The organism is Streptomyces sp. NPDC028991 (genome assembly GCF_055564775.1).
In genome coordinates, this window is record NZ_JBVHVP010000002.1 from 574473 (window position 1) to 589300 (window position 14828).

11 protein-coding genes and 1 pseudogene are annotated in these 14828 nt (G+C 72.3%); 8 read left to right on the forward strand and 4 right to left on the reverse strand.

Annotation, left to right across the window (positions count from 1 at the left end; translation table 11 throughout):
* Positions 1 to 16: 16 nt before the first annotated feature.
* A complete protein-coding gene (locus ACZ4V1_RS06795) occupies positions 17 to 205 on the reverse strand; it encodes a hypothetical protein (RefSeq protein WP_468330362.1) in 189 nt (62 codons plus the stop codon).
* Between the two features lie 22 nt (positions 206 to 227).
* Here ACZ4V1_RS06795 and ACZ4V1_RS06800 point away from each other — a divergent pair.
* Positions 228 to 467 (forward strand): annotated as a pseudogene (locus tag ACZ4V1_RS06800) (ABC transporter permease); the annotation flags it as partial.
* Positions 468 to 559: 92 nt separating this feature from the next.
* Here the strand turns inward: ACZ4V1_RS06800 and greA are convergent.
* The gene (greA, locus tag ACZ4V1_RS06805; RefSeq protein ID WP_055418146.1) at positions 560 to 1057 is read right to left on the reverse strand and encodes a transcription elongation factor GreA; all 498 of its coding nucleotides are present in this window, start codon (positions 1055 to 1057) and stop codon (positions 560 to 562) included.
* 180 nt (positions 1058 to 1237) lie between these two features.
* Positions 1238 to 1636 carry a DUF4307 domain-containing protein gene (locus tag ACZ4V1_RS06810; protein ID WP_468330365.1) on the reverse strand — a complete coding sequence of 133 codons (399 nt, stop codon included), beginning with the start codon at positions 1634 to 1636 and terminating at the stop codon, positions 1238 to 1240.
* A gap of 181 nt (positions 1637 to 1817) precedes the next feature.
* Between ACZ4V1_RS06810 and mca the strand changes: the two genes are divergently transcribed.
* Together mca and ACZ4V1_RS06820 are read left to right on the forward strand one after the other, a co-directional pair.
* Positions 1818 to 2699 carry a mycothiol conjugate amidase Mca gene (gene mca, locus ACZ4V1_RS06815; protein ID WP_468330368.1) on the forward strand — a complete coding sequence of 294 codons (882 nt, stop codon included), beginning with the start codon at positions 1818 to 1820 and terminating at the stop codon, positions 2697 to 2699.
* Positions 2692 to 2928 (forward strand): hypothetical protein, encoded by a 237-nt coding sequence (locus ACZ4V1_RS06820; protein WP_468330371.1) that lies wholly within the window; start codon positions 2692 to 2694, stop codon positions 2926 to 2928. The genes mca and ACZ4V1_RS06820 overlap by 8 nt, the downstream gene beginning before the upstream one ends.
* A gap of 354 nt (positions 2929 to 3282) precedes the next feature.
* Here ACZ4V1_RS06820 and ACZ4V1_RS06825 read toward each other — a convergent pair whose 3' ends face one another.
* Positions 3283 to 6510, reverse strand: coding sequence for a tetratricopeptide repeat protein (locus tag ACZ4V1_RS06825; RefSeq protein WP_468330374.1), 3228 nt, complete (start codon positions 6508 to 6510; stop codon positions 3283 to 3285).
* 535 nt (positions 6511 to 7045) lie between these two features.
* Here ACZ4V1_RS06825 and ACZ4V1_RS06830 point away from each other — a divergent pair.
* The 5 genes from ACZ4V1_RS06830 (at position 7046) to ACZ4V1_RS06850 (ending at position 14772) form a co-directional block, all read left to right on the forward strand.
* Entirely contained in the window at positions 7046 to 8557 is a 1512-nt protein-coding gene (locus tag ACZ4V1_RS06830; RefSeq protein ID WP_468330377.1) for a xanthine dehydrogenase small subunit, read from the forward strand.
* Positions 8554 to 10998, forward strand: a complete 2445-nt coding sequence (xdhB, locus tag ACZ4V1_RS06835; protein WP_468330380.1) for a xanthine dehydrogenase molybdopterin binding subunit — start codon at positions 8554 to 8556, stop codon at positions 10996 to 10998. The genes ACZ4V1_RS06830 and xdhB overlap by 4 nt, the downstream gene beginning before the upstream one ends.
* 1 nt (position 10999) lies before the next feature.
* Complete coding sequence (gene xdhC, locus ACZ4V1_RS06840; RefSeq protein WP_468330383.1) at positions 11000 to 11950, forward strand: xanthine dehydrogenase accessory protein XdhC; 951 nt, start codon at positions 11000 to 11002, stop codon at positions 11948 to 11950.
* Between the two features lie 168 nt (positions 11951 to 12118).
* A complete protein-coding gene (locus tag ACZ4V1_RS06845) occupies positions 12119 to 12622 on the forward strand; it encodes a nucleoside deaminase (protein WP_468330386.1) in 504 nt (167 codons plus the stop codon).
* Positions 12623 to 12729: 107 nt separating this feature from the next.
* Positions 12730 to 14772: a thioredoxin domain-containing protein gene (locus tag ACZ4V1_RS06850; protein WP_468330389.1), complete on the forward strand. Its 2043-nt coding sequence runs from the start codon at positions 12730 to 12732 to the stop codon at positions 14770 to 14772.
* The last annotated feature ends 56 nt before the right edge of the window (positions 14773 to 14828 follow it).

Here is a 14828-nt window from a genome sequence, read left to right on the forward strand (position 1 = left end):
GCGTGCGCTTCGGTTTTCACCGCACAGGGCAGGCGCCGGTCGCACAGTCCTCGTCCGTCGAGTCCTCGATCGAGGTCAGCTCGTAGGCGGCGAACTGCTCGGCGGTGATCCGCTCGTACGGAGCCTGTGCGCGGGTGCCGTCCGGCATCAGGGTGGTGCCCTTCAGGTCCGGCAGCCAGGACGCCCGCACTCCGATGTGGCCCACGCCCCCACGCGCCGCTCGGGGTGTGTCGAACGCCGTCGTGGGCTCCAGCCAGACGACCCCCTGGCTTCAGCGTGTGGCCGACTGGAACCCGTTCAGCGCGACCGTGCAGGCCTGCCGTGAGCTGTTCGGCAACCCGGGCGTCGTGCAGTCCGACGCCTGGCCCATGCAGCACTCCGTCTGGGCCTCGGTGATCTGGTCCGTACTGATCATCGCGGCCTTCCGGACGCCGGCGGTGCGCAGGTACCGCTCGGCAGCCACCTGACGGCGACGAGACGACGAGCCCCCCGGCGTCACCGGGACGCGGGGGGCTCGTCGACAGGAGACGGCCGGGTGCGGCACCGGCCGGGGGCCCGGTCAGCCGTTGTAGGGCTCGGCCTTGAGGATCTTCACGGACGCCGGCTTGCCGTTGGGCAGCTCGTACTGCGCGTCCTCGCCGACCTTGTGGCCCATGACACCCGAGCCCAGCGGGGACTGCGGCGAGTAGGTCTCGATGTCCGAGCTCGCGTACTCCCGCGAGGCGAGCAGGAAGGTCAGCGTGTCGTCCTCGTCACCGTCGAAGGCGATCGTGACGACCATGCCGGGCGCCACCGCGCCGTCCGCGGCCGGAGCCTCACCGACCTTGGCGCTCTCGAGCAACTGGGTCAGCTGGCGCACGCGGAGCTCCTGCTTGCCCTGCTCCTCCTTCGCCGCGTGGTACCCGCCGTTCTCACGCAGGTCCCCCTCCTCACGGGCCGCGGCGATCTTGGCAGAGATCTCGGTGCGCGCAGGACCAGTAAGGTATTCAAGCTCCTCCTTGAGCTTGTTGTACGCCTCCTGGGTCAGCCAGGTGACGTTCTCGCTGGTCTGGGTCACGGGTGCTCCTCGTTGGTACTGGGAATACAAATCAACGCCCTACCCAGAAGGATGTTCCTTCACGGAAGGGCGAAACCACGAGCCTAACAATTCAGTGGCCAAAGGGGGAGGACATAAGCCACCAGATTCATGTCACCGCAGGTCAGCGCACACGTATTCGCGCCGCCCGGGCTTCGCGGATCAGTCCGCGTGGCAGCCGAGCAGCTCGGCCGTCGTACCGGCGGCCTTGGTCCGCAGGGTGACGACCCTGTCGATGCGCGACTCGTCCCCGTCGAAGCGGAAGTCGGCACGCCCCACCTCGTCGCCGTCCTCCGCCTGGGAGCGCACCGTGCAGTAGCCGGCGACACCGGCGTCCTTGCGGACCTCCAGGTGCACCTGCACCGAGTCCTCGGCGAGCTCGAACCCGATCAGCTCGCCGCTGATCTTGTTCTGTCCGACGTAGTGGTAGCCGAACCAGCCGATCACGGCGAGCAGGACGGCACCGAGCACGGCGCCGACGACCTTGAGCGTGCGGTCGGCCCGTTCGTCCGAGGAGCGGCCGTACCGGCTCTCGGGCGTCTGCGTGCTCGCCGTACTCATGATCGTCCTCTCGGCAGGAGCCGGTCTGGCCGGGCTCCGGAATTATTCCGCTCCCGATTCGGTCACTATAGAAGCCGCCCGCCCGTCACCCGACCGCCGCCCCTCACGGACGTCCACACGGGGCGGCACCCATTGGAATGCGCCTGCGCACACAGGGCGCCGACTGACCGAGGAATGAGTCTTGACTGACCAGCTGCGACTGATGGCCGTCCACGCCCACCCCGACGACGAGTCGAGCAAGGGCGCGGCCACCATGGCGAAGTACGTTTCCGAGGGGGTGGACGTGCTGGTGGTGACCTGCACGGGCGGGGAGCGCGGCTCCATCCTCAACCCCAAGCTCCAGGGAGACGCGTACATCGAGGAGCACATCCACGAGGTACGCAAGAAGGAGATGGACGAGGCCCGGGAGATCCTGGGGGTCAAGCAGGAGTGGCTCGGCTTCGTCGACTCCGGCCTGCCCGAGGGCGACCCGCTGCCGCCGCTGCCGGAGGGCTGCTTCGCCCTCGAGGACGTCGACAAGGCGGCCGGCGAGCTGGTGCGCAGGATCCGCTCCTTCCGTCCCCAGGTGATCACCACCTACGACGAGAACGGCGGCTACCCGCATCCCGACCACATCATGACCCACAAGATCACGATGGTGGCCTTCGAGGGCGCGGCCGACACCGAGAAGTACCCGGAGGCCGAGTACGGGGCGGCCTACCAGCCGCTGAAGGTGTACTACAACCAGGGCTTCAACCGCCCCCGCACCGAGGCGCTGCACAACGCGCTGCTGGAGCGCGGCCTCGAGTCGCCGTACGGGGACTGGCTCAAGCGCTGGTCGGAGTTCGAGCGCAAGGAGCGCACGCTCACCACCCACGTGCCCTGCGCCGACTACTTCGAGATCCGCGACAAGGCGCTGATCGCGCACGCCACGCAGATCGACCCGGACGGGGGCTGGTTCCGGGTGCCGATGGAGCTCCAGCAGGAGGTCTGGCCCACGGAGGAGTACGAGCTCGCGAAGTCCCTCGTGGACACCTCCCTCCCCGAGGACGACCTCTTCGCGGGCATCCGGGACAATGCCTGACATGAGTGCAAGCGCAAGCATGGCAATGACGCACCTCGTCACTCTCGCCGAGCTGGACGAGGACAAGGTCACGCCCGGTGTCCTCGGGTTCATCGTCTTCGCGGTGATGGCCCTGGCGGTGTGGGGGCTGATGCGGTCCATGAGCCGGCACATGGGCAAGGTCGACTTCAAGGAGGCGCCGGAACCGGAAGCCTCCGGCGGGGAGCCGGTGAAGCCGCAGCAGGGTTAGGGACTGCCCGGCGGATCATGCCGTGGACGCGGGGGCCGGCCCGCCCGTCCGCGGCGTTGTCGCCGGTTGCCGACGGGCCGCGTCGACACCCTCCTCCGCCCGTGCGGCCGGACGTCCAGCCCGCGCAGGCCGACCCGGCCGCCGTACCCGTCGAGCCCGCTCCATCCGCCTGGCCCGTCGAGCCCGTCGAGCCCGCTCCATCCGCCTGGCCCGCCGTACCCGTCGAGCCCGCTCCATCCGCCTGGCCCGTCGAGCCCGTCGAGCCCGGTCCGCCCGCCCGGGCCGCCCTGGGGTACCTCCCGGCCCGTTCCGGCACTGGGGGTGGCTTGGGTGGCTGTGACGGCCGCCCCGCAGCTAAGCGGCCGTCACAGCCACCCCCATCACCTCCCGGGCCTGGCGGTTGGGGACCATGCCCAGGTGCCAGGCCTGCCAGCCGGATTCCAGTTGGACGCCGCGCTCCAGGAGCAGCTGGTACGCGTCGATGTAGTCGCCCAGCTTCGCGTCCCGTGCCGGATGGCCGGCCCGGGACAGCTGGGCCAGTTCCTCCTGGGCCACCGCCGTGCCGACCTCCATGCCCCCCGGAGCGGCGTACGGCAGGAGGGTGCAGCGCAGGAAGCGGGCCCAGTCCTCGCCCCTGCGGTCGCCGTAGGCCGCGAACAGCGCCGCCGCCTCGTCGCACAGCGCGAGGGCCTGCGGGGTACGTGCGTTGCCCGCGTCCACCACCGCCAGCTCCAGGCAGGTCCACGCCTCCCCGTGGCCGACGCCGATGCGCTGGAAGTCGGCGCGGGCGTCGACCAGGAGCTGGCGGGCGAAGCCGGAGTTGCGCAGCGAGCCGGTCTGGGCGGCGCGCTGGTCGCGGGTCACGCGGGCCGAGTGGTGCCGGGCACAGGCCAGGCCGTACACGTCCCGCATCCGGGAGAACATCGTGCGGGAGCGTTCCAGCTCGCGGACCGACTGGTCCAGGTCGCCGGTCTCCTCCAGTGCCTGGCCGATGTAGTAGACCGTCCAGGCCTCGCCGCGCGCGTCCTCGTTCTCGCGGTGCCGGGCCGCGGCCCGCCGCAGCTCCTCGACCGCCTCGGAGGCGTCGCCGTCCACCAGGCGCGCCCGCGCCAGCTGGGTCAGCGCCCAGGCCTCGCCGCGCGCGTCCTGGGTGCGGCCGTACAGCTCCAGGGCCGCGCGCAGGTCCGCCTCCGCGCGCGGTACGTCGCCCATGCGCAGACGCAGCTGGCCGAGCTGGAAGTGGGCCCAGGCCTGGCCGTGCACCGACTCACCGGCGCGGTGCAGTACCAGTGACTCGGTGAGCAGGTCCAGGGCCTCCGTCAGCCGGGCGCGGTCCCGCTGCACCGCCGCCAGCGCGTGCAGCGTCCACGCGCGGTCCGTGTCCAGCTCGGGCGAGGCCTGGAGATCCAGCGCCTCCCGCAGCTTCGCCGCCGCCTCGGTCAGGTTGCCCTGGTGGTGCAGCGTGATGCCCAGTGAGCACAGGGCACGCGCCGCCCCCGCGTCGTGATGGGCCTCCATGTACAGGTCGACCACGGAGGTGAGCGTCGTGCGGGCCTTGTCCAGCTCACCGAGCTGCCGGGCCGCGATGCCGGTACGCCACTGCACCGAACGGACCAGCAGCCCCTGGTCCACGGACTGTGCCAGCTCGCTGATCTCGCCCAGCCGGTACAGGTCGCCGCGCAGCAGGCAGTAGTCGCACAGCGCGCCCAGCAGGTTCAGCACCGCGCCCTGGTCGACGCCCTCCGCGTGTCGGAGCGCCGCCGTGATGAAGCTCGACTCGTCGTCCAGCCAGCGCAGCGCCTCGTCCAGGGACGTGAAGCCGTGCTGCCCGAAGCGGTCCGAGCGGGTCGACATGTTGCCGTCGACCAGGCGCAGCACCGAATCGGCCAGCTCGGCGTAGTTGGCGATCAGCCGTTCCTGCGCCGCCGCGCGCTCGGCCGGCTCCTCCTCGTCGGCGAGCCGGGCCCGGGCGAAGGCGCGCACCACGTCGTGCAGCCGGTAGCGGCTGCCGCGGACGTGATCGAGCAGCCCCGCCCGCGACAGTGCCGCCAGCTGCCGCGTCGCCTCGGTCTCGTCCGTGGCCAGCAGCGCGGCGGCGGCAGCGGCCCCCAGTGAGGTGCGGCCCGCCAGCGCCAGCCGGCGCAGCAGCCGCCGGGCCGGCTCCGGCTGGTCGGTGTAGCGCAGCCACAGGGCCCGCTCGACCGGCTCCACCGGCCCGTACGCGCCCAGGTCGGTCGCCAGGGCGCGCGGCGAGCGCGGGCCCAGCGACGACCCCGCGACCCGCAGCGCCAGCGGAAGCCCGCCGCACAGCTGCCGGATCCCGTCGGTGGACTCGGCGTCGTAGGGCCCGGACGCGTCCTGCGCGGCGGCGCCCAGCAGCTCCTCCGCGCCCGCCGCGTCCAGCGCCTCGACGGGGAGGTGGTACACCCGCGCGGGCAGGTCGGGCGGCAGCTCCAGCGCCTTCCGCGCGGTGACCAGCACCAGACTGTCCGACCGCTCCGGCACCAGCGTGCGCACCTGCCCGGCGTCCGAGGCGTCGTCCAGGACGACGGCGACCGGGACGCCCGTCAGGTGCTGGTGGTACAGCTCGCTGAGCCGCTTGACCTGCTGGTCCGCCGAGGACCGCTCGCGGAACAGCAGTTGCTCGCGGGGCGCCCCGAGCCGGTTCAGCAGATGCAGCAGGGCGTCCCGCGTGCTCAGCGGCGACTCGCCGCCCGGCGCGGAACCGTCCTCGCGCGGATCGGCACCGTCCCCGCGCAGGTCGACGACGCACGCCCCGCGGAAGTAGTCCCGCAGCTCATGGGCGGCCCGCACCGCGAGCGTCGTACGGCCGCTGCCGGGCGCTCCGTGCAGCACGACCACCGTCGGCTTCGTCTCCGTGCTCGCGCGGGCCGCCTGCACCCACTGCCGCAGCCGCGCCATCTCCTGCCGCCGGCCCGCGAAGGTGCCCTCCGGCTCGGGGAGCTGCGCGAACGACTGCTCCAGCGCGCTGCGTCCCCGGGCCGCGGCGCTCTTGTCGGCACCCCGCAGCTTCGGTCCGGTCTTCTTCGGCCCGGTGGAGGCGGCGAGCATCCGCTGCTGGTCCAGGAACGGGCGGATGCCGCGTACCTCCAGCGCCGTCAGCCACTGCAGCCGCAGCTGCTCGGGCCCGCCGGGCTGGCCGGCGGCGCCGGCGCGGTGGTGGGCGGCCGGTACGTGGGACCCGACCACCTTCACCACGGTCGCCGCGGCGCCGACGACCCCGACGGCCACTCCCGCGCCCACCGCCGTGCCCGTACCGGTGCCGAGCGCCATGTCCGCCACCACCGCGGCGACCGCCGCCACGGCGGCCACCAGCAGGGGAGTGCCGGCGCCCTCCCGGGCGTAGCGCTGCCGGAAGGTGAGCTGGCCGGCCGCCGCCTCGTCGAGGGCGCGGGTGTAGGCCTCGTACTCCTCGGCGGCCGTGTCCGCCATCGCGTCCAGCGCCCCGCGCGCCCGGGACAGCAGCACGGTCCCGTCCGTGCGCCCGCCCGAGCGCCGCACCTCCTCCTCCACGGCCCGCCTCAGTAGCCGCTCGGCCTCCGGCCGATGACTGTCCCGCATGTCGCGCCCCCTCCGGCGGCACCGGTGCCACCCGGGTTTCCCCAGACCTCGCCGGGGTCCTCCCGGCCCATCCCCGGGTCCTTCCCCGGTTGCGCCTCGGTCAAGTGTCCTGCGATGGGGAGAGCCTGGGGAGAGGGCCGGTGCTCATCGGCCGGGACGGACGGCCGGTCCACCTCTTGACCCCGGTGGCCGCAGCCACTAATTTGCGATGGAAGCAGACTCATGATTATCGAGAACCCAACGACTGGGGAAAGGAGGCGACCGGCGGATGTACACGAACTCTGATCTGGGTCGCCTCGCCCGCCGTACGGTCTGGGTTTCGGGTCGGGTCGCGCACGGCTGCTGAGTACGCCGTTCTGCCGTGCCCGTGAGCAGGGCACATTCCGGGTTTCCCCCTTCACCACTTCACGGCATGCCGCTGTCGCGTGCCGATTTGCGCTCGCTTCTCTTATGCGGCGCGTCTGGACATAGAAAGCTGCCTGAAATTGGCGAACATGATGAATCGACCTGTCCCGAGTCGAAATGAAGGTCTGTCATGGTAGCGGCACGGATCACGGTCAACGGGAAAGAGACACCGATCGCACCGGCCGCTCCGCACACCACGGTGCTGGACTTCCTGCGCGAGCGTGGCCTCACCGGAACCAAGGAGGGCTGCGCCGAGGGTGAGTGTGGCGCCTGTTCGGTCCTGGTGGCCCGCCCGGGGGTGAACAAGCCCACCGACTGGGTGCCGGTCAACGCCTGCCTGGTCCCGGTCGCGGCGCTCGACGGCCAGGAGGTGGTCACCTCCGAGGGGCTCGCCACCGTCGGCGAACCCGGTACGCCGCCCACCCTGCACCCGGTGCAGGAGGAGATGGCGGTCCGCGGCGGCTCCCAGTGCGGTTACTGCACGCCGGGGTTCGTCTGCAGCATGGCCGCCGAGTACTACCGGCCCGACCGCTGCGCGCACGCGGAGCCGGGCCCGGACGCGGCCGGCGGCACCGACGCGTCCGGCGGCACCGACGCGACCGACGCGACCGACGCCGAGCACGGTCCGAACGGGTTCGACCTGCACGCGTTGAGTGGAAACCTGTGCCGCTGCACCGGTTACCGCCCGATTCGCGATGCCGCGTTCGCCGTCGGCGCGCCCACCGACGAGGACCCGCTGGCGCGGCGTCGCGAACAGTCCCCGCCCGCACCGGTCGCCACCGAATACCACCGGGACGACAGCGAGTTCCTGCGGAGGAGCACCCTGGCCGAAACACTGCGGTTGCTGCGCGAGCGGCCCGACGCGGTGGTGGTCGCGGGAAGCACGGACTGGGGCGTCGAGGTGAATATCCGTTCCCGTCGGGCGGATTGTGTGGTCGCCATCGACCGGCTGCCCGAACTGCGGGAACTGCGGGTCGAATCCGACCACGTCGAGATCGGGGCGGCGCTGACGCTCACCGAGATCGAACGCCGCCTCGACGGAACGGTTCCGCTGCTGGCGGAGCTGTTCCCGCAGTTCGCGTCCCGGCTCATCCGCAACGGCGCCACCCTGGGCGGCAACCTGGGAACCGGCTCGCCCATCGGTGACAGTCCGCCGGTGCTGCTCGCGCTGGAGGCGTCGGTGGTGCTCGCCGACGCCGACGGTGAGCGCGCGGTCCCGCTCGCGGACTACTTCACCGGCTACCGGCAGAGCGTGCGCCGTCCCGGCGAGCTGATCCGCGCGGTGCGCGTCCCGCTGCCGCTGTCGCCGGTCGCGGCCTTCCACAAGATCGCCAAGCGGCGCTTCGACGACATCTCCAGCGTGGCGGTCGCCTTCGCGCTGGACATCGAGGCAGGGACCGTCCGCAAGGCGCGCATCGGTCTGGGCGGCGTGGCCGCCACCCCGGTCCGCGCGCTCGCCACCGAGGCGGCCCTGGAGGGCAGGCCGTGGGCGGCGGAGACCGTCGAGGCCGCGGCCGAGGTGCTGCGGGGCGAGGGCACGCCGATGAGCGATCACCGCGCCAGCGCCGACTACCGCTCCGCGATGCTCGGCCAGAGCCTGCTGAAGCTGTACGCACAGACCACCGAGGCGGTGCCGTCATGAGCCAGTTGTCCGAGCGTCCCGAAAAGCCCGTCGTCGGCGTGTCGATGCCGCACGAGAGTGCCGTCCAGCACGTCACCGGCACCGCGCTGTACACCGACGACCTGGTCCAGCGCACCAAGGACGTGCTGCACGCGTACCCGGTCCAGGTCATGAAGGCCCGCGGCCGGGTCACGGCGCTGCGTACCGGGCCCGCGCTCGCCGTACCGGGCGTGGTGCGTGTGCTGACCGGGGCCGACGTGCCCGGCGTCAACGACGCCGGCATGAAGCACGACGAGCCGCTCTTCCCCGACGAGGTCATGTTCCACGGCCACGCGGTCGCCTGGGTGCTCGGCGAGACCCTGGAGGCGGCCCGGCTCGGTGCGGCGGCCGTGGAGGTGGACCTGGAGGAGCTGCCTTCCCTGATCACGCTTCAGGACGCCATCGCGGCGGACAGCTACCACGGTGCCCGGCCCGTCATGGTGCACGGCGACGTCGACGCCGGCTTCGCCGACTCCGCGCACGTGCTCACCGGCGAGTTCCAGTTCTCCGGTCAGGAACACTTCTACCTGGAGACGCACGCGGCGCTGGCCCAGGTCGACGAGAACGGGCAGGTGTTCGTCCAGAGCAGCACCCAGCACCCGTCGGAGACCCAGGAAATCGTCTCCCACGTGCTCGGTGTGCCCTCCCACGAGGTGACCGTGCAGTGCCTGCGGATGGGCGGCGGCTTCGGCGGCAAGGAGATGCAGCCGCACGGGTTCGCGGCCGTCGCCGCGCTCGGCGCCAAGCTGACCGGCCGGCCGGTCCGGTTCCGGCTCAACCGGACCCAGGACCTGACCATGTCCGGCAAGCGGCACGGGTTCCACGCCACCTGGAAGATCGGCTTCGACACCGAGGGCCGTATCCAGGCCCTGGACGCCACGCTGACCGCGGACGGCGGCTGGAGCCTGGACCTGTCCGAGCCGGTGCTGGCCCGGGCGCTGTGCCACATCGACAACACCTACTGGATCCCCAACGCGCGCGTCGCCGGCCGCATCGCCAAGACCAACACGGTCTCCAACACCGCCTTCCGCGGCTTCGGCGGACCGCAGGGCATGCTGGTGATCGAGGACATCCTGGGCCGCTGCGCACCGCGGCTCGGCCTGGCCCCCAGGGAGCTGCGGGAACGCAACTTCTACCGGCCGGGCCAGGGCCAGACGACGCCGTACGGGCAGCCGGTCACGCAGCCCGAGCGGATCTCCGCCGTCTGGCGGCAGGTCCTGGACAACGGCGGCGTCGCCGACCGCGAGCGCGAGATCGCCGCCTTCAACGCCGCGCACCCGCACACCAAGCGGGCCCTCGCGGTCACCGGCGTCAAGTTCGGCATCTCGTTCAACCTCACCGCCTTCAACCAGGGCGGCGCGCTGGTGCTGATCTACAAGGACGGCTCCGTCCTGATCAACCACGGCGGCACCGAGATGGGCCAGGGCCTGCACACCAAGATGCTGCAGGTGGCCGCGACCACGCTGGGCATCCCGCTGCACAAGGTGCGCCTCGCCCCGACGCGGACCGACAAGGTGCCCAACACCTCCGCCACCGCGGCCAGTTCCGGAGCGGACCTCAACGGCGGGGCGGTGAAGAACGCCTGTGAGCAGCTGCGTGAGCGGCTGTTGCAGGTGGCCGCGAGCCAGTTGGGGTCGAACGCCTCGGACGTGCGCATCGTCGAGGGCGTCGCGCGCACCCTGGGCAGCGACAAGGAGCTGGCCTGGGACGACCTCGTGCGCACCGCGTACTTCCAGCGGGTCCAGCTGTCGGCGGCCGGCTACTACCGGACCGAGGGTCTGCACTGGGACGCGAAGACCTTCCAGGGCTCGCCGTTCAAGTACTTCGCCATCGGCGCCGCCGCCGCCGAGGTCGAGGTGGACGGCTTCACCGGCGCGTACCGCCTCCGGCGGGTGGACATCGTGCACGACGTCGGCGACAGCCTCTCGCCGATGATCGACATCGGTCAGGTCGAGGGCGGCTTCGTGCAGGGCGCGGGCTGGCTGACGCTCGAGGACCTGCGCTGGGACACCGGTGACGGGCCGAACCGCGGCCGGCTGCTGACCCAGGCCGCGAGCACCTACAAGCTGCCGAGCTTCTCGGAGATGCCCGAGGAGTTCAACGTCACGCTGCTGGAGAACGCCACCGAAGAGGGCGCGGTGTACGGGTCCAAGGCGGTCGGTGAACCCCCGCTGATGCTGGCGTTCTCGGTGCGGGAGGCGCTGCGGCAGGCCGCCGCCGCCTTCGGGCCCGGCGGGGTCGGCGTCGAGTTGGCCTCGCCGGCGACACCGGAGGCGGTGTACTGGGCGGTCCAGTCGGCTCGCCGGGCCGCTGCCTCGCGCGACGGCCGGGCCCGCGACGGGGCCGCCACCGCCGGTCGCGCCGGGAACGGGCGCGTCGACGGCGCGGTCCGTACCGACGCGGAAGCGCTGAGCGGTGCCTGACATGGCATGGGTCGCCGCGGTCGCGCGGTTGCGGGCACGCCGGGAGTCCGGGGTGCTGGTGACCGTCGCGGCCGTGCGCGGCCACGCCCCGCGCGACGCCGGTGCGAAACTCGTCGTGGGGCGGGCCGAGACGTGGGGTTCCGTCGGCGGCGGCAATGTCGAGGCCGTCGCGATCGACCGGGCCCGGGAGATGATCGCCGCGGCCGATCCGGAACCCGAGCTGATCGACTTCGCGCTCAACGACAAGGTGACCAACCGGCACGGCGTGCAGTGCTGCGGCGGCACGGTCTCGGTGCTGCTGGAGCCACTGCCGGTGGTGCGAGCGGTGGCGATCTTCGGTGTCGGGCACGTCGGGCTGGAGCTGGCGCGCATCCTGGCACGTCAGGACCTCGACCTCCACCTGGTCGACAACCGCTCCGACATGCTCACCGAGGAGCGGCTCGACGTGCTGGCGGACGCGGTGGCGCAGGTGCACGTGCATCACACGCCGCTGCTGCCCGAGGAGGTGCTGGCCCGGCTGCCGCGCGGCACCCACGTCCTGATCATGACGCATGATCACGCCGAGGACGCCGCTCTGTGCGACGCCGCCCTGCGCACCACCGGTCTGGGGTCCGTCGGGCTGATCGGATCGGCCGCCAAGTGGGCGCGGTTCCGCAAACGCCTCGCCACCGAGGGCGGCCACGACGAGGCCGCCATCGACCGGATCAAGACCCCGATCGGGCTGGCCGACATCACCGGCAAGGAACCCGCGACGATCGCCGTGAGCGTCGCGGCCGATCTGCTGCGCACCTTCGAAACCGAGGGCGAAACCGCGAGCGATACCGAGGGCGAAACCGCGAGCGATACCGAGGGCGAAGCCGCGAGCGAAACCGAGCACGACGCCGACAGGCCCGCGCCTTCGCCTTCCTCGCGCCGTCCGGCCGACGAACACGGGTCCGGCCCGTCTTTGTAGGAGTCTACGAAGCGCCGTTCCCAGCCCGCCCGCTGTTCGTGCCTTCGGCCTCTGGCCGGTTGTGATCGGCAGGATGTGTACTCCCCGTACAGGCTGAAATTCCGCGGACGCCCCGAACCGCGCCTAGGGGCGCCCGCGGGCCCACCCACACGCCACTAGGGGACACCCATGACCACCTACACCGTCGAGACCGGCATCCGCGAGTTCGAGCGCGCCTGGATGGACCAGGCCATCGAGCTCGCCACCACCAGCGTCGCGAACGGCGGCGGCCCCTTCGGCGCCCTCGTCGCCAAGGACGGCGAGATCGTCGCGCTCGCCAACAACCGGGTCACCTCCAGCCTCGACCCCACCGCGCACGCCGAGGTCAGCGCCATCCGCGCCGCCTGCCAGAAGCTCGGCACCTTCAGCCTGGAAGGCTGCACCCTCGTCACGTCCTGCGAGCCCTGCCCGATGTGCCTGTCCTCCTCCCTGTGGGCACGCGTCGACCGGCTCATCTTCTCCGCCGACCGCCACGACGCCGCCGTGGCCGGCTTCGACGACCGCAAGTTCTACGACCTGTTCGAGAAGCGGCCCCAGGAGATGTGGCCCATGTCCGTCGAGCACCTGGACCTGCCCCACCGCACCCAGCCGTTCGACGCGTGGCTCGCCAAGACCGACCGCGTCGACTACTGAGGAAGCGCCTGCCGAAGGATTCCCTTCACGGTGCCGGCTGCCCCGTCCGCGCGTCCCTTCCCCGTGGCGTATCGGCGGGGCGGCGGTGCGTGCGCGAGGATGGAGGTATGCCGAACCGACTTGCGCAGGCGACGTCCCCCTACCTCCTCCAGCACGCGGAGAACCCGGTCGACTGGTGGCCGTGGGAGGACGGCGCCTTCCAGGAAGCCAGGCGGCGTGACGTCCCCGTCCTGCTGAGCGTCGGCTACAGCGCGTGCCACTGGTGCCACGTGATGGCCCACGAGTCGTTCGAGGACGGGCCCACGGCCGAATTCCTCAACTCGCACTTCGTGAACGTCAAGGTCGACCGCGAGGAGCGCCCCGACGTAGACGCCGTCTACATGGAGGCCGTGCAGGCGGCGACCGGGCAGGGCGGCTGGCCCATGACCGTGTTCCTCACGCCGGACGCCGAGCCCTTCTACTTCGGCACCTACTACCCGCCGGAGCCCCGGCACGGCATGCCGTCCTTCCGGCAGGTGCTCCAGGGCGTCCACCAGGCCTGGGCCGAGCGGCGGGACGAGGTCACCGAGGTGGCGGGGAAGATCGTGCGGGACCTCGCCGGGCGGGAGATCTCCTACGGCGACGCGCAGCCGCCCGGGGAGGCGGAGCTGGGGCAGGCGCTCCTCGGGCTGACCCGGGAGTACGACCCGCAGCGCGGCGGGTTCGGCGGGGCGCCGAAGTTCCCGCCGTCCATGGTGGTCGAGTTCCTGCTGCGCCACCACGCCCGCACCGGCGCCGACGGCGCGCTGGAGATGGCGCGCGACACCTGCGAGCGGATGGCACGCGGCGGGATCTACGACCAGCTGGGCGGCGGCTTCGCCCGGTACTCCGTCGACCGCGAGTGGGTCGTGCCCCACTTCGAGAAGATGCTCTACGACAACGCCCTGCTGTGCCGCGTCTACGCCCACCTGTGGCGCGCCACCGGCTCGGACCTCGCCCGCCGCGTCGCCCTGGAGACCGCCGACTTCATGGTGCGTGAACTGCGCACCGCCGAGGGCGGCTTCGCCTCCGCGCTGGACGCGGACAGCGACGACGGTACGGGCCGGCACGTCGAGGGCGCGTACTACGTGTGGACGCCCGCGCAGCTCACCGAGGTCCTCGGGGCCGACGACGCCGCACTCGCCGCGCTGTACTTCGGGGTGACCGAGGAGGGCACCTTCGAGCACGGGTCCTCGGTGCTGCAACTGCCGCAGCAGGAGGGCGTGTTCGACGCCGAGCGGATCGCCTCCGTCCGGGAGCGGCTGCTCGCCGCGCGGGACGGGCGCCCCGCCCCGGCCCGGGACGACAAGGTGGTCGCCGCCTGGAACGGCCTCGCGATCGCCGCGCTCGCCGAGACGGGCGCCTACTTCGAGCGCCCCGACCTGGTGGAGGCCGCCGTCGCCGCCGCCGACCTGCTCGTACGGCTGCACCTCGACGAGCACGCCCGGCTCTCCCGCACCAGCAAGGACGGCCGGGCGGGCGCCCACGCCGGGGTGCTGGAGGACTACGCCGACGCGGCGGAGGGCCTCCTCGCGCTGGCGTCGGTCACCGGGGAGGGCGTCTGGCTGGACTTCGCCGGACTGCTCCTCGACCACGTCCTCACCCGCTTCACCGGCGAATCCGGCTCGCTCTACGACACCGCGGCCGACGCCGAGCAACTGATCCGCCGCCCCCAGGACCCCACCGACAACGCCACCCCGTCCGGCTGGACCGCCGCCGCGGGTGCCCTGCTGTCCTACGCCGCCCACACCGGCTCCGAGCCGCACCGCACCGCCGCCGAGCACGCCCTCGGCGTCGTGAAGGCGCTCGGCCCGCGCGTCCCGCGCTTCGTCGGCTGGGGGCTGGCCGCCGCCGAGGCGCTGCTCGACGGTCCGCGTGAAGTCGCCGTCGTCGGCCCGGCGTTGGGCGACGGCGCCACGAAGGGCCTGCACCGCACGGCGCTTCTGGGGACGGCGCCCGGTGCGGTCGTCGCCTTCGGTGCCGAGGGGAGCGACGAGTTCCCGCTGCTCGCCGGCCGGCCGCTGGTGGACGGGGCCCCGGCCGCGTACGTCTGCCGGAACTTCACCTGCGACGCGCCGACGACCGAACCGGAGCGGCTCCGTACCGCGCTGGGTGCCGCCCCGAACAGCTAAAACGACATAAACGGAAGCATCCGGAACGCGACCGGCGGGCGAATTGTTCAGGCCCG

Excerpts from the sequence above, each read along its gene's own strand:
- ACZ4V1_RS06810 (WP_468330365.1), bottom strand. The coding sequence starts at position 1,636 with ATGAGTACGGCGAGCACGCAGACGCCCGAGAGCCGGTACGGCCGCTCC.
- ACZ4V1_RS06820 (WP_468330371.1), top strand. The coding sequence starts at position 2,692 with ATGCCTGACATGAGTGCAAGCGCAAGCATGGCAATGACGCACCTCGTC.
- ACZ4V1_RS06825 (WP_468330374.1), bottom strand. The coding sequence starts at position 6,510 with ATGCGGGACAGTCATCGGCCGGAGGCCGAGCGGCTACTGAGGCGGGCC.
- ACZ4V1_RS06830 (WP_468330377.1), top strand. The coding sequence starts at position 7,046 with ATGGTAGCGGCACGGATCACGGTCAACGGGAAAGAGACACCGATCGCA.
- xdhB (WP_468330380.1), top strand. The coding sequence starts at position 8,554 with ATGAGCCAGTTGTCCGAGCGTCCCGAAAAGCCCGTCGTCGGCGTGTCG.
- xdhC (WP_468330383.1), top strand. The coding sequence starts at position 11,000 with ATGGCATGGGTCGCCGCGGTCGCGCGGTTGCGGGCACGCCGGGAGTCC.
- ACZ4V1_RS06845 (WP_468330386.1), top strand. The coding sequence starts at position 12,119 with ATGACCACCTACACCGTCGAGACCGGCATCCGCGAGTTCGAGCGCGCC.
- ACZ4V1_RS06850 (WP_468330389.1), top strand. The coding sequence starts at position 12,730 with ATGCCGAACCGACTTGCGCAGGCGACGTCCCCCTACCTCCTCCAGCAC.